The 20,257-nt window shown below is 59.7% G+C and carries 9 protein-coding genes; 4 read left to right on the top strand and 5 right to left on the bottom strand.

Annotated elements, in window-relative coordinates; all coding sequences use genetic code 11:
• Window positions 1-100: 100 nt before the first annotated feature.
• A complete protein-coding gene (locus tag AB4O23_RS13000; protein ID WP_217855256.1) occupies window positions 101-1,027 on the top strand; it encodes a GGDEF domain-containing protein in 927 nt (308 codons plus the stop codon).
• Between the two features lie 21 nt (window positions 1,028-1,048).
• Here AB4O23_RS13000 and AB4O23_RS12995 read toward each other — a convergent pair whose 3' ends face one another.
• The 5 genes from AB4O23_RS12995 to trhO form a co-directional block, all read right to left on the bottom strand.
• Window positions 1,049-1,849 (bottom strand): TenA family transcriptional regulator, encoded by an 801-nt coding sequence (locus AB4O23_RS12995; RefSeq protein WP_017527745.1) that lies wholly within the window; start codon window positions 1,847-1,849, stop codon window positions 1,049-1,051.
• 47 nt (window positions 1,850-1,896) lie between these two features.
• Window positions 1,897-4,362 carry an EAL domain-containing protein gene (locus AB4O23_RS12990; protein WP_137219814.1) on the bottom strand — a complete coding sequence of 822 codons (2,466 nt, stop codon included), beginning with the start codon at window positions 4,360-4,362 and terminating at the stop codon, window positions 1,897-1,899.
• Between the two features lie 71 nt (window positions 4,363-4,433).
• Window positions 4,434-6,236, bottom strand: coding sequence for an ABC transporter ATP-binding protein (locus tag AB4O23_RS12985; RefSeq protein WP_017527743.1), 1,803 nt, complete (start codon window positions 6,234-6,236; stop codon window positions 4,434-4,436).
• A complete protein-coding gene (locus AB4O23_RS12980; protein WP_460063463.1) occupies window positions 6,229-6,864 on the bottom strand; it encodes a DsbA family protein in 636 nt (211 codons plus the stop codon). Before AB4O23_RS12980 ends, AB4O23_RS12985 begins: the two co-directional genes overlap by 8 nt.
• A 3-nt stretch (window positions 6,865-6,867) precedes the next feature.
• Window positions 6,868-7,809 (bottom strand): oxygen-dependent tRNA uridine(34) hydroxylase TrhO, encoded by a 942-nt coding sequence (trhO, locus tag AB4O23_RS12975; protein ID WP_017527741.1) that lies wholly within the window; start codon window positions 7,807-7,809, stop codon window positions 6,868-6,870.
• Between the two features lie 224 nt (window positions 7,810-8,033).
• On the opposite strand from trhO, the gene AB4O23_RS12970 reads away from it, so the two are divergent.
• Genes AB4O23_RS12970 through AB4O23_RS12960 form a run of 3 tightly spaced genes read left to right on the top strand, consistent with a single transcriptional unit; the run spans window position 8,034 to window position 20,240 of the window.
• Window positions 8,034-10,820 (top strand): Tc toxin subunit A, encoded by a 2,787-nt coding sequence (locus tag AB4O23_RS12970; protein WP_460063461.1) that lies wholly within the window; start codon window positions 8,034-8,036, stop codon window positions 10,818-10,820.
• Between the two features lie 49 nt (window positions 10,821-10,869).
• Window positions 10,870-15,687: a Tc toxin subunit A-related protein gene (locus AB4O23_RS12965; RefSeq protein WP_460150508.1), complete on the top strand. Its 4,818-nt coding sequence runs from the start codon at window positions 10,870-10,872 to the stop codon at window positions 15,685-15,687.
• Window positions 15,684-20,240, top strand: a complete 4,557-nt coding sequence (locus tag AB4O23_RS12960) for a SpvB/TcaC N-terminal domain-containing protein (RefSeq protein ID WP_460069719.1) — start codon at window positions 15,684-15,686, stop codon at window positions 20,238-20,240. Before AB4O23_RS12965 ends, AB4O23_RS12960 begins: the two co-directional genes overlap by 4 nt.
• The last annotated feature ends 17 nt before the right edge of the window (window positions 20,241-20,257 follow it).

Raw genomic sequence — 20,257 nt, 5'->3', positions numbered from 1 at the left:
TTTCCAATGTTTTACGGAACTGAAGGAACAGTAATACGCTTGGCACTCGCCGCGCTCATCGAGCCTGTAAGACAGTTAAGTACTTAGAGGCCGATTGCTGATGAAAACACCGACCCAGACCCACGCAATCGACTTCGACAGTGCCAAATTGCAACGCCTTGGGTTTGGCCACCCCACCGCCCTGCCCCGTCGCCCCGCGACCATCGTGCAGCTTCGCCAGCAACTGGTGCAGCAACTGCAAACCAGCCTGGAAGTGGAGCGTGTCCTCGGCGCGTTTTTTCGCGAGGTTCAACGCCTGGTCCCCTTGGACGCCCTGCACTACCGGCACGAAGCCAGCGACCTGCGCCTGGAGTTCGGCCATCGCGGCCACCATTCGGTGAGCTACGGCCTGAGCCACGAAGGCGAGCATTTGGGCGAACTGGTGTTTCGCCGCAACCAACGCCTGACGGAAGAGGAACTCGGCCAGCTCGAATCCTTGCTGTCGACGCTGCTCTACCCGATGCGCAATGCCCTGCTCTACCGCGCCGCCACCCGCAGTGCCCTGCGTGATCCCTTGACCGAAACGGGCAATCGTATTGCCATGGACCAGACGCTGCAGCGCGAAATCGATATGGCGCGTCGGCATCTGAGCCCGCTCTCCGTGCTGATGCTGGACATCGACCATTTCAAAACCATCAACGATACCCACGGCCACGCGGCCGGCGACAACGTCTTGCGCACTATCGCGGCGGCGATCAAGAGCCAGTTGCGCAACGTCGACATGGTGTTCCGGTTTGGCGGGGAAGAGTTTCTGATCCTGCTGTCCAACACCGGGCGGGATGCGGCCAGGATGGTTGGAGAACGTCTGCGCCAGGCGGCACAGGCCCAGGACTATTGGGCGGAAGGTGCGCGGATTGAATTGACGGTGAGCCTGGGTTGCTCGACGTTGCTGGCCGCCGAGTCGGCAGAAAGCCTGTTGCGCCGGGCCGACAGCGCGTTGTATGTGGCCAAGCGCGAAGGTCGCAACCGCTTGGCAATGGCGGGGTAAAACCCCGCCATCCCTTTTACGTCACGCTTCGCTGGCGACGCGCATCTGGCGCTCGCGCACCACCGCCGGCGCTTTCTCCTTCTCCAGGCGCATGCAGCTTTCCAAGAACAGGTACATGTAGTCGTAGCTCTTGCACACGGCTTGGCGCAGCTCTACCTGCAAGGCCCTGCTCGGGTTCATCCCGGCCAGGGTGCAGATGATTTCCAGAGCCTCCCAAGGGTGCGCGTCGTCGTACTGCGCGTGCATCTTCAGCCACTTCATCGCACGCTTGCGGTCTTCCTCGGGAAAGGCTGCCGCATACACACCGGTGGAACACACCACTGCGGACCACTCCCCTGTCGCCCCCTCGATCGCGTAGTTGGTGGCGGCAATCGCCACGATCAACGAATCGGCCGAGCTGGTGTGCCAGCACCAATGGCTCAGTGCATGCAACTCCGGCGGTACGTTCTGCGCTTGCAGCTCTTCAAGGCTGACACCGTGGGCGCGCGCCCAATGCACCCAATAGTCGGCATGGTTCAGTTCCACCCGAATATTGCGCATCAGCCAACGTCGCGCCATATCCTCACCAGGATGACGGGCAAACTTGGTTTTGGTGAGGTTCTGTGCCATGTACAAAGCAAACTGTTCCACGACGGGCCAACCACCGATCAAGTAGTGGCGCAGGGTCTTGGCGCTGAGCGTGTTATCGCGCATGCGCTGGTACAGTTCGTGTTCGACAACGCGGCGCTTGCTCTCGCTACAGTCCAGGATCAATTGCTGTGCCCAGGCGGGGTAACTTGAGGCTTCCATAAGCGGACCGGTTCGGTTGAATGTGTCGATCACTGTAAGGCTCCTTTTTAAGTGTGATGTTGTACAGACCAGCAGTTGTTTCAGCGGAATGTGCCGGGCGCCTTGAATAACACAGGCTGCGGTCGCGCAGGTCGACACTGCAAGCTATCAAAGGTAAACAATTGCGGTCGTTCAATCAGGTAACCCTGAGCGTAATCCACACCAATTTCGAGCAGAGCCTTTTCGATTTGCGGTGTTTCAACAAACTCGGCAATTGTGCGCTTACCCATGACGTGGCCGATGTGGTTGATCACTTCGACCATGGCGCGGTTAATCGGGTCGTCCAGCATATCCTTTACGAAACTTCCATCGATCTTCAGGAAGTCTACAGGTAAATGTTTCAAATACGCGAACGAGGACATTCCGGCGCAAAAATCATCAAGTGAAAAATGGCAGCCTAAGGCTTTGAGTTCATTAATAAATCGAATCGCGCTACCCAAGTTTGCGATCGCGCTGGTTTCAGTTATTTCAAAACAAATCATTTCTGGGGGAATGCGGTAAGTCTCGAATTTCTCACGTAAAAATCCTAAAAATTCGTCGTCTCCAATAGTTATGCCTGACAGATTAATCGCACATATAGCCATAGGCCGGGCCGGACGCTCGAGCATGCAACGAGCGATGATCTTGAATACGTTTTCCACCACCCAGCGATCCAGGGAAGTCATCAAGCCATAACGTTCGGCCGCAGGAATAAAACTATCGGGAAGGATGATGCGGCCCGCTTCATCATGCAGGCGCAGCAGGATTTCGATATGCCCATTGCCGGCGTCGGTAGCACCCAGGGGTGAAATTTCCTGGGCGTACAGGCAAAAGCGGTTTTCCTCCAACGCCATGTGCAAACGCTGCACCCAGGCCATTTCGCCAAAGCGCAGCGACAGCTCCGAATCATCGGCATGGTAGACCTGCACGCGGTTGCGCCCCTTCTCCTTGGCCATATAGCAGGCCATGTCGGCAGCCCGTAGCGAGGTTTCCAGCGTGGTCGGCGTTTGGGATGACAGATGCACCAGGCCAATGCTCACGGTGGTCATGAACGGCCGGCCCTTCCACACAAAATGCAGATTTTGCACAGTATGGCGAAGGCTCTCGGCGATTTTTTCCGCCGCCGACGCCGGACAGTTTTCCAACAGGATGCCGAACTCATCGCCGCCCAGACGCGCCAGCGTGTCGCCCTCACGCAGGTCCGATTGCAGCAACGCACAGATGTGTCGCAGCAACTCATCGCCAGCGGCATGGCCGCAGGTGTCATTGACCAGCTTGAACTGGTCCAGATCCAGGAACATCAGCGCATGCCGCCCGCCCTGCTGCCCCCCGGCCGGGTGCAGTACCTGTTCCAGGCGATACTCGAATTCACGACGGTTGGCCAGCCCCGTCAAGGCATCGTGCGTCGCCTGCCACGACAGGTTGGCAATATATTGACGCTCCTGGGTCATGTCGTGCAGCACCAGCACCGCACCGCTGACCCTGCCGGCGCTGCGGATCGGCGCGCCCACCAGAGTGACCGACACCGTGCTGCCATCCAGGCGCTGGATGGTCTTGGCATGCTCGCTGCCGCCCCGCAACTGGCCCTTGACGATGTGTTCGATCAGGGTAAACCCGTCGGGCTGGGCATCGTCATCCAGCAAGCTGAACAGCGCCGCCAGGGGCAGGCCTTGGGCCTGGACCGAGTTCCAGTGGGTCAGCGCTTCGGCGGCGGGGTTCATATAGGTGATGGCGCCATCGACGTCGGTGGTGATCACGCCGTCGCCAATCGACTCCAGGGTAATTTGCGCCCGCTCCTTCTCTTCTCGCAGGGCATCAGCAAAGGCATGGCGCTGCGCCAACAGTTTATGCGTGCGCAGCAGCGCCAGTACGATCAGGCCCAGGGCCGTGGCCAGGTTGGTGATCAGCAGCAACCGCAGGATCATGCGCGAGCCTTCGCCCAACGCATCGCTGAAGGCTTTGGCGGCCGGCGTCACGCCCTCATTGATGGCGGTGATATGCGCCTTCCATTCGCGCACATCGTTGGCACTGACCTGGTCGCGGCTGATCGCGTCGTGCATCTGGCGGGCGAGGTCATCCAATTGCACCAGGTAACCATCACCGACGGTCCACAGTTCGATGGCTTTTTCCAGGTAGCTGAAATGACGAAAATTAAGGTACAGCCAGATCAGGCTGGAGACGTCATCGGCATGGTTGCCGCCCTTGAGGATGCCTTGGCGCGCGGCGGCGAGGTCAGGGCTGGGGCGGTCCAGGGCAATGCGCAATTCATGCCCGCCCTGGGGCACGGCGATGGCCTGCTGGTATTTGAGGTAGGTGGCTGCGTCGCGGTTATCGGCGTAAAGCGTCAGGTAATAGATAGCGTCCTTCTGGCCCTTGGACCACAAGCTCTCGCCGCCCACATAACCACGCACCGCTGAAAGCACGTAGAGACTGACGCAACCCAACAATGCCTGGAACAGGACGACGGCTATAAAAGGCCAGACAATGCCCAACAGCCGAGGCGTTCCGAGAGTCCGCTTTTGCTTCATGAAGTCCCTTGCATATGCACTGCTGGATACGCACGCAAACACCCGCTTCCGATAGCACAGACTAGGCTAAATCAACGCACTTGTTGCAAGTGTCCATAAAGTTTGGCGTAAAGCCCGCCATCGGCAATCAATTGCTGATGATCGCCATCCTCAGCGATATGACCGCCGTCAAACACCAACACTCGATCTGCCTGTTTTACCGCCGACAAACGGTGGGCGATGATCAGTGTAGTACGCCCATTCAGAAACCGCGCCAGGGCCTGGTGCAGGTTGTACTCGGTGGCGGCGTCCAGCGCAGACGTGGCTTCATCGAGTATCACCACCTTGGGCTCGGCCAGCACCATGCGCGCAATCGCCAGGCGCTGGCGCTGCCCGCCGGAGAAGCGCACGCCGGAACGCCCCACCACGCTGTCCAACCCCAGCGGCAATGCCTTGACGGTGGCATCCAGTTGGGCGATTTCCAGCGCCTGCCAGCAGGCCTGGTCACTGCGTTCGCGGCCCATGGTCAGGTTGGCGCGCACGGTGTCGTTAAACAGCGCCGGGTGTTGCAGCACCACCGCGACATGCTCGCGAATGGTCTCCAGGCCAATCTCCTGCTGGGTGGCACCGCCAAAACGGATACTCCCCGCCTGGGGCGTGTACAGCCCGAGCAACAATTGCACCAGCGTGCTCTTGCCACCGCCGCTGGCGCCGACAATCGCGACTTTTTCGCCAGGCGCAATCTGCAGGTTCAACTGGTTGAGCACCCGCTCTTCCCCATAGCCGAAATTGAGGCCGCGCACCTCGATGCCGACGGTCTCATGCCCGGTGAACGGGTCTTCGCCGCCGACGTATTGCGGCTCATCGGCACGCGCCAGCAGCTCGTTGATACGGCTCAGCGCGCCGCCCGCCGCGTAGTAGGCATATTGCAGGTTAAGCAGTTGCTCCACCGGGCCGATCATGAACCACAGGTAGCTGAACACCGCGAGCATCTGGCCGATGGACAGGTCGGAAAACAGCACGGTAAGCATCGCCGCCGCGCGAAAAATGTCGATACCGAACTGGAACAGCAGCCCGCTGGCACGGCTGGACGCGTCGGTTTTCCACTGGGAATGGATCGCATAGTCACGCACTTCCTGGGCGCGCTGGCCCAGGCGCCCGAGGAAAAAGCCCTGGCGGTTGCCGGCGCGCACTTCCTGGATGGCGTCGAGGGTTTCGGTCAGGGCCTGGGTAAACCGCGAGGTGCTGTCGTTTTCCAGTTTCTTGAGGTGTTTGACGCGCTTGCCCAACTGCACCGTGGCGTAGATTACCAACGGGTTGAACAGCAGGATCAGCAATGCCAATTGCCAGTGCATCCACACCAGGATCGCCGAGGTGCCGACCAGGGTCAGCATGGCGACCAGGAAACGGCTGAGGGTTTCGCCGACGAATTTATCCAGGGTGTCCAGGTCGGTCACCAAGTGCGTGGTGACCGTTCCGCTGCCCAGGCTTTCGTATTCACCCAGCGAGATACGCTTGAGGCGCTCGATCAGGCGCACGCGGATGCGGTACACGATGTCCTTGGCCAGGCGCGCGAACAGCCGCGCCTGTAACACGTTGAACACCAGCGCGCCGCAGCGCAGCAGCAGGGTCACCAGCAGCATCAGGCCGATATACCCGGCGGCTTTCTGCCAAACCAGGGGCAGCGCGTGGTTCATCACCTTGAGCGCCGCATCGCCATGGCCCAACAACACTTCGTCCACCAGCAACGGCAACAGCAAGGGGATGGGCACGCTGCACAGGGTCGCCAACACGGCAACGCCATTGGCGGCCCACAGGGATTTCTTGTGACGCAGGGCCAGGCGGCGAATTTCCGCCCAGGTCAGGCGATCGGTGCGTGTATTGGGGTCATACACAGGCGGCTCGCTCCAGCCATCGGCCCAACAAAGGCAACAACTCGGACAGCGGCTGGTAACCGTTGGTCAGCAAGGCCAACTGGCCCTTGCGTTCGGCGAGCAGGGTCGGGAACCCGGCAATGCCCAGATCCTGCACCCAGGTGAAATCGGCAGCCGTGGCGGCGTGCTGCTCGGCGCGGTCGAACTCGCCGGCAAATTCGATGCGCGGTATGCCCGCCTGCTCAGCCAACTCCACCAGCACGCTGGCGAGGGTCACGTCGCGGCCCTCGACATAAAACGCCTGCTGGATCAGCCCCAACAGCGTCCAGGCGCAATCCGGCGCCAGGCTGCGCGCGGTGACGATGGCGCGGCACGCAGGCTCGGTGTCATAGACAAAACCGTCCGGCAGCGCCCCCTCGCGCTTGAACGGCTGGCCGGTAGCCTCGGTGACGGCCTGCCAGTGCTCAAGGATGTAGCGCCGGGTGGTCGGTTCCAGCGCCGCGCCGCTGCCGGTGCGCAAGCCGCCCACCACCAGGTGCACGTCCACGCCGACCGCCCGGGCCTGCTCCACCAAGGCCGTCGCCACCGGGGCAAAGCCCCAGCACCAGGAACACATCGGGTCCATTACGTAGAGCAGGCGCGCGGACATGGGTCAGACCTCGGAAGGGGTTTGCTTATAGTTGAAGCCAATCGGGTGCGGCATGTTGCGGGCCTTGGCCAGCTCAATCTGCTTCTGCCGGTCGATGGCGCTGCGACGGGTTTTCTCCGGCAGCTTATCCCAGCAATGCGGGCAACTGATGCCGGCCACGTAGTGCTCGGATGCACGGTCTTCCACGCTCACCGGTGTGCGACAGGCATGACATTGATCGTAGTCGCCTTCGCTGAGGTCGTGGCGCACGGTCACGCGATTGTCGAAAACAAAGCAGTCGCCCTGCCATTTGGTCTCTTCCTGAGGCACTTCCTCAAGGTATTTGAGGATGCCGCCCTTGAGGTGATACACCTCATCGAAGCCTTCGCTGAGCATGTAGCTCGAGGCTTTCTCGCAACGAATGCCGCCGGTGCAGAACATGGCGACTTTCTTGTGCTTGGCCGGGTCGAAGTTGGCTTTGATGTAGTCGGGAAATTCGCGAAAACTGGTGGTTTTCGGGTCGATTGCGCCTTCAAAGGTGCCAATCGACACTTCGTAGTCGTTGCGGGTGTCGATCAACAGCACTTCAGGGTCGCTGATCAGCGCGTTCCAGTCTTTTGGGTCGACATAGGTGCCGACCTTTTTGTTCGGGTCCACGCCTTCGACGCCCAGGGTCACGATCTCTTTCTTGAGCTTGACCTTGGTGCGGTAGAACGGCTGGTCGTCGCAGTACGATTCCTTGTGGTCGATGTCGACCATGCGTGGGTCGTTCTTCAGCCAGGCCATCAGGCCATCAATGCCTTCGCGGCTGCCGGAAACAGTGCCGTTGATGCCTTCTTCGGCGATCAGCAAGGTGCCTTTGATGCCGTTGTCGACCATCGCCTGCAGCAATGGCTCGCGCAGGGCGACGTAATCTTCGAGGGTGACGAACTTGTACAGTGCCGCCACGACGATGGGTTGGGTCATGGGTGTTCTCTCCAGGTGGCTACCCTCGTAAGGGGTGAACCGGATGCAAAAAATCGCCGGCCGCAGCCGTGCGGCGCGCAGTTTAACAAAACCCCGGCGCCATCGACACGCAGCCAGTGATATTTCCCCACGCCCATCGCGACATGGCTGACCTGAACCTTGGGGACCTACGTGATAGCGTTTCCCGCTACCCGCCGACTCACCGGCGAAGCCCAAGGAAACGTATGGATATGGACGCCGACAGCAGCCCTTTACTGACTCGACTGATCGACCACGCAAACCCTCCCGCGCCGGGCCGGGACGACCTGAAGACCGCCTTGCAACGCTTGAACATCCATTCGGTGTTCGACATCGTGCGGTTATCCGAAAAGCAATTCGCCAGGCAACTGGCTGCATATAACGACGACGACGCCCAATCGATATACCTCAAGGCCCAGAGTGCAGTCGCCCAACTGGAAGGGGTATTTCGCGAAAACCAGGTCGGCTCGGACGCTTCGTCGCTGCGCCACAAACGGCGCATCGGCGCAGCCAAAAGCGCAGCAGGTGCCACCTATAAAGCCCTGTTCGAAGAAAACTGGGATCAGTTCTGCGCCAGCACATCCATTGCCGCGGTCGATTCGCCGGCCGCTTACCTGCGCGAACTCTATCTATTCGCCGAGCAACTGGAAAAAAACGCCCTGGGGCCCAGCGCCACCAAGCTGACCGAGCGCCGCCCCGACCTGAAGGGCCTGCTGATCGACTCGCGCAGCGTGTCGGAACAACAGCCCATGTTGTCGATCATCAACCACACCCTGCTAAGCAATATCGCGGACACGCCAACAACCGATACCTATGCCTTATTGAGCGACACGTGGTACCCCTACTCCCTGCCGTTCAACGTCTACCATTACACCTGCCACTACGCGCTCTCTGGGGCAAAACCCGCGCTGGGGGAGCTCAGTTATCGCATCAGCCGCAAGCTGCCCATAGCAGGCAACTCCAGCGTCTACGGACTCGTCACCGCCCCTAATGATGAGGTGCAGTGCTTACTCAGCGGGTTAAGCCCCGAACAGCAGAACATGCTCAAAAGCCCATTGGCCCACACCCACGGCGCCGCTGACTTCTATCGAACGTATTACAACGCTGATGTGGGCGCGCCGGAAAAGATCGCGGATTTTCTGCAACATACTCAGCTGGACGCCGAACAGCTTCAGGCGCTGCTTGCGCAACAGGCCCATCAACCCAGCAAATCGCCCAACTGCCTGCAAGACACCGGCCTTACCTATGGCGCCTGCTACGTCAACGCGCCAGGGCATTCCCCCATCAGCCTGGACGCGCAAGCGCCGGACAAACTGTCAAACGTGTCGCTTGAACGTTTTGACCGTTTGCAGCGCATGGTCCGCTTGCAGCGCTGGCTCGATATCCCGTTTGCGCACTTGGACACGCTGATCGTCAGCGTCATGCGCGGCGAGAACAGCACCAATAGCACGCTGCTGATGATCAACCACAACACCCTGCGCGCACTGGGCGTCTATCGCTACCTGAATAAACGCTACGGGTTACACGCCGAAGAGTTTGCCGCGCTGGTCCATCAAATGCCCGTTCACGGCTCGGGCCAAGATCTGTCGCTGTTCGATCAGGTGTTCAACCGCACCGACTCGCCGCCACTGCGCCTGGATAACAGGCCATTCGATATGAACACCCGGCAACAACTCAGCGCCGCCCTTGGCCTGCAAGACACACCCGACTCGCTGGGGTTGCTGATCAGCACAAACACCTTTGCAGAACGCAACATCCTCACCCTCAGCAAAATCTACAGGCAAGCACGCATTGCCCGTCTGTTTGGCCTGTCCGTCCTGGAATGCCAGCAACTGGCCAACCTGCTGCAACTCCAGCCACAACTGCTCAACCCGAATTTGCGCGCCGCACCACAGGGGTTGCCTGACTTCCTGGATCTACTGATGCAACTGGACTGGGCCAGCCAATGGCTCAAGGCCCAGGGCACTGGCCCATCGTGGTTGCGTCGCCAATGGTTGCAAGGGCTGGCGAGCACTGACTCGGCGGTTAACGCACTGCTGAAGAGGTTCGCCGACTACGACCAAAACGCCCTGACAGATCGAGTGAACAAGCTGACGCTTGCGCAACAACCCTACGACGAGACACCGCGGCTGACAGCGATTAACTGGCAGTCAATCATTCACAGCGCCATGTCGCGGGCGCGTTTCACAGGCACTGTGGAGCAGGCGCTCGACGAAGCCCTCGGCACCTGCCCTATCAGCGTTCAACATGACCGTCAGAAGCATTTCATTGAGCAAGCGAAGGAAAAACTACTCCCCGAACTGGTCAAGACTATCGGCGAGTTATGGGAACTCTACCTTCGCCTGCGCCCCCTCATTAACGCTCAACCCCACCCCGCTGGCGAATCCGAGCTGCGCCTGAAATATGAGTGCCATAGCGCGCTCTCCCGGTTGTACATGCCCCTCACCCCATCAGCCGCGCCTCTGCAAACCCTGGGTTACCTGATCCTGTTGCTGCCCAACGCCACCGAGCTGTTGCAACTGTCGATCAGCCAGCAGGCGCTGCATCAATTCCTGGCCAAACCGCACTGGCTTGATCAGGCATATCCAACGTTTTCACTGCTGGAATTGTCTCTGAACACCCTCTACCTGCTGCAACGGTTCAAACACTGCATCGACCGCTACAACCTGTCGGAACAACAATTATTCGACTACTTCGATTATGCCAATCGCCCACCCAACGATGTCTCGCTGACCAGCCGTCATGAAACCGATGAGCACCTCGCGCAACTATTGGGCTGGCGCACTGAAGAAATCGAAGTGCTGAGCCACCATTTAAGCCCTCCCCGTATTACCTCAATGAGCCGTCTGGACTGGGTGCTGCGCTGCCACCAGGCAAGTCTCGACACCCAACTGTCGGCCGGCATGCTCCTGCGCGCCTGCCAATTGCAAAGCACCTCGACGCTGGAGGAATGGAAGGTCGTCAGCGAGGCGCTCGCGCGTACTGATCAATAAATAGCCGCACCTTCACCACCGCCCCTTTCGACCTGTTCAAGGACTGATCATGTCTCACCTGTTCAATCAACACCCCGATGAACGCCTGCGCGACGCGATGCTCGCGTACTACCTGGCCCACAAAGTACCTGCCTCACTCAAAGACAAAATCAGCAACGCCGATGACCTCTACGAATACTGGCTGCTCGACGTTCAAGTCAGCCGAGCGGTACCGACCAGCCCCGTGACCTGCGCCATTGCCAGCCTTCAGCAATACATCACGCGCATTCAACTGGGCCTGGAAGCGGGTTACGAAAACCAGGGGATGAGCGCGCAGCATGACCGGCTTTGGCGTGAGCAACTGCACACTTACCCGGTCTGGAGCGCCAGCCAGCAATTGCGTTACCACCCGGCCAACTACCTGGACCCGACGCTGCGTCGCAATAAAACCGATAGTTTCCAGCAGTTGGAAAACGAGCTGAGCCAGTACCGAGTGCAATCAGACAGCGTCGTGACGGCGGTACAGAGTTACCTGGCACGTTTCGAAGAAATCGCCAATATCCGTACGCTCAACGGCTATATCGACGGCAACACCACTGCGCTGTACCGCAGCACCTATTACTTCGTTGGCAAGTCCAGCTCCGAGAGCACCTATTACTGGCGCAGCCTTGACCTCTCCAGACGCTCCGGCGAGCGGCTTTTTCCAGACGCTTGGTCGGCGTGGAAAAAGATCAACCTGACACTCTCCGAAGACACCATCGAGGCAAGTATTCGCCCGGTATTTTTTAATAACCGGCTGTTTTTAGTCTGGGCCGAATGCAGTAAACCCGCGCCGACCAGCGCCTTCAAAACCACGCCAGCGAAACCGGACACTAAACAACGCCTCAACGAATGGGCGGACAGTCACTTTCCTAAATTCCGTCTTAATTTTTCTTATAAAAAACACAATGACAGCTGGAGCGCGGCCCAAACCTGTATTGAGGAGTACTGCGCAGCGCAGGAAATCAATGGAGTTGACATTGCCGCGATCAAATCCCTCACGCACACCGTGGCGATCGTGGATGCCGCTTCCTCGAATACGCCGGCTCGGCTGTTTTTAGGCTTGCATACGACCGATCCGAAACAACAGGAACCCTTCAGTGGCAAATTTTTCCAGGCCGTAGAGGTAGACCCCCACTTCAATATGATAAAAATCGCCGACGGCGGCACGCCTGGGCGATACAAAGTGCCACAGGGCTCGGAGTTATCCGAAGAAATACATGAATTATTGAAGTACTTTCAGCCGTCCCAGCAGCAACAAGTCAAACAGGCCCTCGCCGGCAACGACCCGGAACATGAAGAGTATTACAACGAATTATTGCTCGGCACTTCTCGACAGCACTTCACGCTGTTCGGGCATACAAACCAAGGCAATCTCCAGTTCAAATTTTCCCCTTCAACCAAACACTCAATCACCCAGGCCACCCTGGAGCCGAACTATACAAACTGGGACTATCTGGGCAATCAAACATCCATTGAAGAGGCCAAATACAACTCATCGAGTTTCGACCCAGACACTCAGGAGCTGGTATTCACTTCCACCCTCAATGGCACATTTCAGCACCCTTACACGGTCACCATAAAGAAAGGGGATTACACGTTAACCCTGACCACTGAAACGCTGGGCGATGCCACTACCCCCCAACTAAAACTCAGTGCCGGTTCGCGCTTCACCGATGCGTACTCAAATTACAAAGCGGGCTTCTATGCCATCTTCCTCAGAGATGGGGTTACTCACGAAGAGTTCATCAACTGCATCCACGATGACGAGTCGCGCTTGATCAAGCCGACACCGGATGGCGAAGAGGCTATATCGCTGGAAGGTAAGTTCATCGACAGGAGCGCTTTCATACACCTGTATCAAAACACCCATCACACGTTCGACGTCCTGACCAACCGCTTCACCACGGCCACCCTGCCCAGCGGCCTGGTCGCACTTCACGGAACGAATGCGCTATCGCTTATTCGCTGCGACGCAAAAATCGAGAAATACCGCGTGTATAAGCATGTCGTCATGCGTTCCAACTTTGCCGAATACCCCCTTGTAGAGCATATCAACGAAGGCTCGGCCCGAATCCTCAACTTGCAGGACACCGCCCATACCAGCCTCGTCGGCTCCAGCCCCGAATTGTCGATCGGGCATAAAGTCACCGCCCGCATTCCGATGACAGCCGAAATGTTGAAAGCGGGCGTTACGCTTATCCATGGGGTGTTGACGCTTGAGATTAACGAGAACCGCACCCAGACGCTTGGCTGTGCCCTGAAAGCGGTTGAACTGAAATCAACCGCCGTCTCCACGATATCCGCGGCCCTCCAACAACTTGCCCCGCGTATCAACACCTACACGTCGCTCCCGCTCGGCACCGCCCAATTCATTGATTTCTCGGGCAGCACGCCCAACGCGGCCAGCGATACGCCCAAGACCCTTCGTATGAACACCTGCGTTGCCGACAAGCTGGTCAAGGCCGCCAATACAGGCCTGGAACAGGTGTTTTCGTTAACCCCGCAACACTGGCAAGAGCCTCCCCTGGCGGAAAAACAAGTGGCCGAGGCTATCGACTTTCAAGGGGCTTACGGCCAGTACTTCTGGGAATTGTTTCTGTACCTGCCCTGGCTGGTCGCTCACCGCCTGGATCAGGAGCAGCAACACGAAGAAGCCCAAGCCTGGCTCACTTACATCTTCGACCCCGCACGCGCAGCCGACGCCGCCATCGGCCGCCCGGCCTACTGGGGCTTCAACGAACTGGCCCGGCGGGAGGCCGTGCCTGGCGCAATCTCACACGACCCGCACGAACTGGCGATTCGTACTCCCCTGTACTTTCGCAAGGCGGTGTACCTGTTTTTCCTCGATATCCTGATCAACCGTGGCGATGCCGCCTACCGACAGCTGACGCCCGACAGCCTGACACAGGCCAAACTCTGGTACACGCGGGTCAATCGGCTGCTGGGCGCACGCCCCACCATCACCACTACCGAGCCCTGGGCCAGCATCACGCTGCGTACGTTGGTCACAACCCCTTCGCAGGCGCTACGCGAATTGGAATGGTCGACACCGTCAATCGATATGGACAGACCGGTCGACGACGCCGCACGCGCGCTGCCGGCCCCCACCGACAAGCTCTGCCTGCCGTTCAACACCGACCTCGTGGCGCGCTGGGACAAACTCGAAAGCCGCCTGCATAACCTGCGGCACAACCTCGACATCACCGGCAAACCGCTGCAGCTGGCGTTGTACGGCGCGCCATTGGCAGCGCCAACGCTGTTGGCCAGCCAGGTCAAAGACGGCCTCGTCCCGGCAGTGGGCGCGGCGGCCTTTCCCTCTGCGCAGGTTGGCCACTATCGTTTCCAGATCATGCTCGGCCATGCCCTGGCGGCCACCGACGCAGTGATCCAATTCGGCAATACGCTGCTGACGCTCAATGAGCGCAAGAACCAGGCCGAATACCTGGAACTGCAACATCAACAAGCCTGGGACCTGGCCAATATCGTGGTCATGCAACACACCCAGGCGTTGTTGATCGACGAGAAAAACCGCCAGGCGCTGTCTATCAGCCGACAGATCATCGAAGCCCGGCTGGGCTATTACCAGCATCTGCTCACCGAGGGTGTCAGCCACCACGAAACCAAGGCGGGGCAGCTTTACCTGGCCAGTAATGTGTTCGATGCCGCAGGCGCGGTCGCGGGCGCCGGGGCCGGCATTGCGATGATGGCGCCGAACATCGTCGGCACGTCGGTCGGTGGTTCGCGCTGGGAAGGCCCATTCCATGCCGCACAAGCACTGGCCCAAGGGGCCGCGACAGCCCTGCGCAGCACCGCGTCGGACCTGGACCGTACCGAACAATTCAAGCGTCGCGCACAAGAGTGGGCCCATGCCCAGGAACAGGCCCGATTCGAACTGGCCCAGGTCGATGCCCAGTTGCAAGCCTATGCCGAGCAGGAAAAGGCCACGCGCCTGCAATTGCGCCTGGCGCAGACGACCCTCGCCCAGGCCTGGTCGAGCTATCAATTGCTGATCAAACGCTTCGCCAACGCCCAGCTCTACGATTGGCTCAATGCTCAGCTCGGCCAGTTCTTCTACCAGGCCTACGACCTGAGCCTGGGCCTGTGCCGGGCAGCCGAAGCGAGCTGGCAATACGAAATGGCGGACAATCGCTCATTTATCCAAACAGGGGCCTGGAACACCCGTTACCGCGGTTACCTCGCGGGCGAAGCCCTGAAGCTGTCGCTGCTGAAAATGAACGACGCGTACCTGCAAACCAATGTTCGCGATCTGGAAATCGTCAAGACCCTGTCTCTGCGACATCGCGTGCTCGACTGCAACGTCCAACCCCTTGTCCCGACCAACACCTCCGCACTCAGTGAGACCGCTCAAGCCGACACTCCGGCGCGGTGGGCCCACTTGAAAAAACAACTGGTCAGCGATGGCGCGCTTTGCTTCAAATTGCCCCAAACGCTCTTCGAAGAGGACTACCCCAACCACATCCTGCGGCGCATCAAAGGCATCAGCGTGTCGTTGCCGGCGACACTGGGCGCGTATGAAGACATCAAGGCGATACTGACCCAGACCAGCCACGAGATCGAATTGCCCAACGGTACCTCGATCAAGGATAAGCGCGCCCATCAGCAAATCGCGCTGTCCACCGGTTTGGATGACAACGGCCTGTTTGCGCTCACGTTCGACAGTCACGAGCGCTACTTGCCGTTCGAGTACACGGGCGCCATTTCCGAATGGACCCTGACGTTTCCCAATCAAGACATGCAAAAAGCCATCCTGGAATCGATCAACGACATTGTCATTCACCTGCGCTACACCGCGCGGGTCAAGCCCGCAGCGGGGGCCCAGGTATGAGCAACGACACGCCTGACCTGCAGATCAACCCACCCACGCTGCCCAAAGGCGGCGGCGCCATTCAAGGCACCGGCAAGGGCTGGGCCAACGTCGGCATCAGCGGTACGGCAACCTTTGAGATTGCCTTACCGATTTCTCCCGCCAGGGGGTATGCGCCGGCCATGACGCTGAGTTACCACAGCACGGCGGGAAACGGCCCCTTCGGCTTGGGGTGGACGATCAACCTGAGCGCCATCCGCCGACGCACGGCCCATGGCGTGCCTGCCTACACGGAACACGACGAGTTCATCGGGCCCGACGCGCAAACCTGGTTGCCCGAGCGCGACGCTCAAGGCGCGACGCTCGACCGCCCGTCCACGGTAGCGGGCACGGCCTATCGTGTGGTTCGCTACTTTGCGCGAGTCGAAAGCAGCTTCGACATCATCGAGCATTGGCGATCAGCAACCGATACCGCAGGCTTCTGGCTGATACACGGCGCTGACGGCAGCCAGCACTTCTATGGCAAAACCGCGCTGGCGCGCATTGCCGACCCGGACGAACCACAGCACGTGGCGCAATGGTTGTTGCAGGAAAGCCTGAATGCCCACGGCGAGCATATTTACTATCACTACACGCCAGAAACCGACACCTCGCGCTACCCACGCGATTGCCGTGCCCAGCACTACCTGGAACGCATCTGCTACGGCAACTTCACGGCCAGGAAACAAGAACACCTGTACCTGTGGCATACCGACGAGAAGCCGGCTATGGGCTGGCACTTTCAATTGCTGTTCGATTACGACGAGCGCGCCATCCAATGGTCCAAGCCGACGACCTATGAACCCACCCGCGCCTGGCGCATACGACCTGACGCCAGCTCGGACTTTTCCTTCGGTTTTGAGTTACGCACCCTGCGCCTGTGCCGGCAGATCCTGATGTTTCACCACTTTCCCGATGAGCCCAAAATGGCTGCCGAACCGGTGCTGGTCAGGCGCCTGTTGCTGGAATACCACCTCATCGGCAAGGTCAATCTGTTGGGCGCCGTGCATGAGCAGGCCTTCGACAGCGCGGGCCAATGCGTGAGCCGCCCACCGCTGGAATGTGCCTATGAATCGAGCCGGCTCAGGACGGATCAGAGCCGTTACCAACCGCTTGGTGCGATGGCGGGACTCAACGATGGCAATCGCTACCAATTGGTCGATCTGTATGGCGAAGGGATCCCGGGGATCCTCTACCGCAGCGACAAAAGTTGGTACTACCGAGAGCCGCTCAGGGCACCCGCCGCACCTACCGGTGACGAAGTGACGTACGGCATCGCCCAAGCGCTGGCGCGAGTGCCGGTCGCTGACAGCAGCCGCCCCATCCACCAGGCACTGGCCGACCTTGAGGGCGACGGCCGCTTGGACTGGATCGTCGCCCAGCCTGGAATGAGTGGTTTTTTCGCCCTGGACGAACAGCGCAACTGGTCGGCATTTACCCCATTCGATGCGTTCCCATCGGAGTTTTTCCATCCCCGGGGCGCGCTGGCTGACTTGATGGGCGCCGGACGCAGTGATTTCGCCATGATCGGCCCCCGCAGCGTGCGCCTGTATGCCAACCGCAGAAAATCCGGCTTCGCGCCGGCCACCGAAGTCCTTCACTTGGACGACGACAGCTTGCCGACGCTCTCGTCCTCACCTGACGAACTGGTGGCCTTCAGCGACGTCCTCGCCAGCGGGCAACAGCACTTGGTGCGCATCCGTCACAACGAAGTGAAATGCTGGCCAAACCTGGGCCGGGGGCGTTTCGCCAAGGGTTTTGTACTGGCCACGCTGCCGTTCTCTTACCGTACGTTCAAGGCAAGCAATGTGCTGCTCGCCGATCTGGCGGGCAGCGGTGCCACGGACTTACTGTACCCGAGCCCCGAACACCTGCTGGTTTTCCTCAACAACGGCGGCAACGGCTTCGAGACGGAGCCGGTCAAGGTGCCCTGGCCCAAGGGCATCGTGCATGACGATCACTGCCAGGTCAGCCTGGTCGATGTGCAAGGCCTGGGCTGCCCGAGCCTGATCCTGAGCGCCGCCCACCAGTCGCCCATTCACTGGCGCTATGACTTTTTCAACAACAAGCCCTGCCTGCTGATCAAAACCTCTAACAACATGGGCGCCCAAGCCTCCATCCAGTACCGCAGCAGCGCCCAAGAGTGGCTGGATGAAAAACACGAACTCAAGGCCGCCGGCCAGCCCGCCATCAGCCATTTGCCCTTTGCGATCCACGTGGTGCGCGCGCATACCCAACAAGACGAAATTACCGGCAACCGGCTTACCCATCACCTGCGTTACCGCTGCGCCTACTACGACCGCGAAGACCTTGAATTTCGCGGCTTTGGCCTACTGCTGCAAACCGACACCGAGGCCGACGGTAACCCCCCAGACGCGGCCGGTTTCAGCGCACCGGTGGTGCACAAAACCTGGTTCCATACCGGGCAACAGCTGGACATGCCGACCCGCGGCGCCAGCGCGCATGACCGGCAAGCCAAGGCATTGGGCCCCACGTTGCTCAGCAAACACCGGGCCGTCGACCCGGCCGATCCCATCGGCCATCACGATGAGGTGATCCATGCGCCCGCGCCCGCGCTGTTGCGTCAGGCCGCGCGCGCACTCAGCGGGATGGTTTTACGCAGCGAAGTGGTGGCCGTGGATACCGCGCCACACCGGCCGCCCTATTCAGTGCAGGTGCATCGTTATCAGGTTCGCGAACTGGCCCCCATCAGCACGCACGCGCGCGATGCCAGGCTGCTGTTACTGCCGCTGGAATCGATCAGTTATCAATATGAAGGCGTAGCGGACGATCCTGTGTGCCGGCACCAGATCAACCTGCGCCGGGACGCCTATGGCTGCCTGGTGCATGGCGTGACGGTACACTACGCGCGCCGGACCACCGCCGAGGACGCGCCACCCGCCGTGCTCACCGACGACCCTCAACGGCAATGGTGGCGCGACACCCATGACAGCGCGCAACAGTCCTATTACCTGAGCGAGACGTTGGCGCACTACATTCATCTGGATAACGCGCGGCCGCAGCGCCTGGCCCTGCCGTATCGCCAGCGCAGCAACGCGCTGGTACTGGGCAAGGCCCCTGCGGCGGGTGGGTTAAGCCTGGAGCAGATCAGCCATGAAACCCTCATCGACCTGAAAAACGGCCCCTTGGCCGCAGGTGCCGCGCGCGAACTGAGCTGCTTGACGGTGCAACGTTACCGGGAAGCCGGCGGCCATGGGGAAACCCTCGCGCCAGGCGTCGCGACCCCGCAGGCCCTGACCGATTATCTTGAAGCGGCAGAGCTGGATGAAAAGGCGCTGGGTATCTATGAAGACATACCGGTGATGCCGAACCAACCCACGGTTGAGTTGACGCAAAAGCTCAAGGACAGCGGTTACCACACCATGGAGCGGTTTTTTTCGTTCGCGGGCGAGGCCGGCAACCTGTGGTCGATCCGACGCTATTTCCCACAGTATGGAAATGCCACACAGTTCTACCGGCTCAAAGCGCTGCAAGCGACCCAGGCGCATGGCAGAACAAGCATTACTTACGACCCTTATTGGCTTCAGGTCACCCAGGTAAAACTGCCCGATGGTTGTTTGACCACCGCCGAATATGACTATGGGTCGCTGCTGCCGACCAAAATCGTCGACCCCAATGGCACTGTTCAAGAGGCACGGTATGACGGGTTTGGACAGCTACTCGCCCATACCTTTTACGGTCATGAGCAGGGGCTCAGAGTGGGCTTCTCAGCGTTGGCCGACGACACCCGGGCCGACGATACAACGCCTGCCTTTGCCATTGAAAACAGCAAGACCGTGTTGCGGAACATGGCCGGCGCTCACTGCTACGCCCCCTTCAGCTGGATGGGCGCGATCAATAAAGACCAGGTAAAAAAAGACTGGGTGACCCGTGGTTATGTTCTGCCCACTGGGCATATTCGGCCCCTTGCACGCTCACGTCTGAAAGACACTCGTCGACCGCTCAACGACAGCGAAAAAGAACTCAAGGTGTTGATCGACGCGGCCCGGAAAACGCCGGTACACGCGCTTACGCTGCTGGCCGATCGTTACCCAGACGATGCCGAACAGCAGGTGCGCATGACCCTGACCTACTGGGACGGTTTTGGCCGCACCCTGCAGAGCAAGCAAAAAACCGAACCAGGACCGGCCAACGCCGTGGACGCCCAAGGCAACCTGCTGGTCGACGAAACGCCTGACGCTGATGCCAACACGGTAAAAAAACAGCTGCGCCAGGTGCAGGCCGATCCTCGCTGGCGAGTCAGCGAACGGGTCGAGTTCAACCACCAAGGCCTGATCATTCGCACCTACCGCCCTTACTTTGCCGACAGGCACGGTTACATCAATGATCAATCCCTGCGCGAACTCGGCTACAGCGACCGGCAGTTCTACGATTCCCTTGGGCGCCCGACACGGACACTCACCGCCGCCGGTTTCATGCGCCGCATGACGTATTGGGCCTGGTATACGGTGAGCGAGGATGAAAACGATACCTACCAAGAGGTAAAGCCTGCGCTGGATTCACCGCTGCGCTGATGCCTCTCGAAAAAAAG

It is taken from the genome of Pseudomonas sp. H2_A10 (genome assembly GCF_054680085.1).
The sequence above is the reverse complement of the archived record's forward strand: the minus strand, read 5'-3'. Positions and strand labels throughout refer to the sequence as shown.

What these genes read in the sequence shown, in the direction of transcription:
- trhO (WP_017527741.1), bottom strand. Translation starts at nt 7,809, where the DNA reads ATGACCCAACCCATCGTCGTGGCGGCACTGTACAAGTTCGTCACCCTC.
- AB4O23_RS12980 (WP_460063463.1), bottom strand. Translation starts at nt 6,864, where the DNA reads ATGTCCGCGCGCCTGCTCTACGTAATGGACCCGATGTGTTCCTGGTGC.
- AB4O23_RS12990 (WP_137219814.1), bottom strand. Translation starts at nt 4,362, where the DNA reads ATGAAGCAAAAGCGGACTCTCGGAACGCCTCGGCTGTTGGGCATTGTC.
- AB4O23_RS12960 (WP_460069719.1), top strand. Translation starts at nt 15,684, where the DNA reads ATGAGCAACGACACGCCTGACCTGCAGATCAACCCACCCACGCTGCCC.
- AB4O23_RS13000 (WP_217855256.1), top strand. Translation starts at nt 101, where the DNA reads ATGAAAACACCGACCCAGACCCACGCAATCGACTTCGACAGTGCCAAA.
- AB4O23_RS12965 (WP_460150508.1), top strand. Translation starts at nt 10,870, where the DNA reads ATGTCTCACCTGTTCAATCAACACCCCGATGAACGCCTGCGCGACGCG.
- AB4O23_RS12970 (WP_460063461.1), top strand. Translation starts at nt 8,034, where the DNA reads ATGGATATGGACGCCGACAGCAGCCCTTTACTGACTCGACTGATCGAC.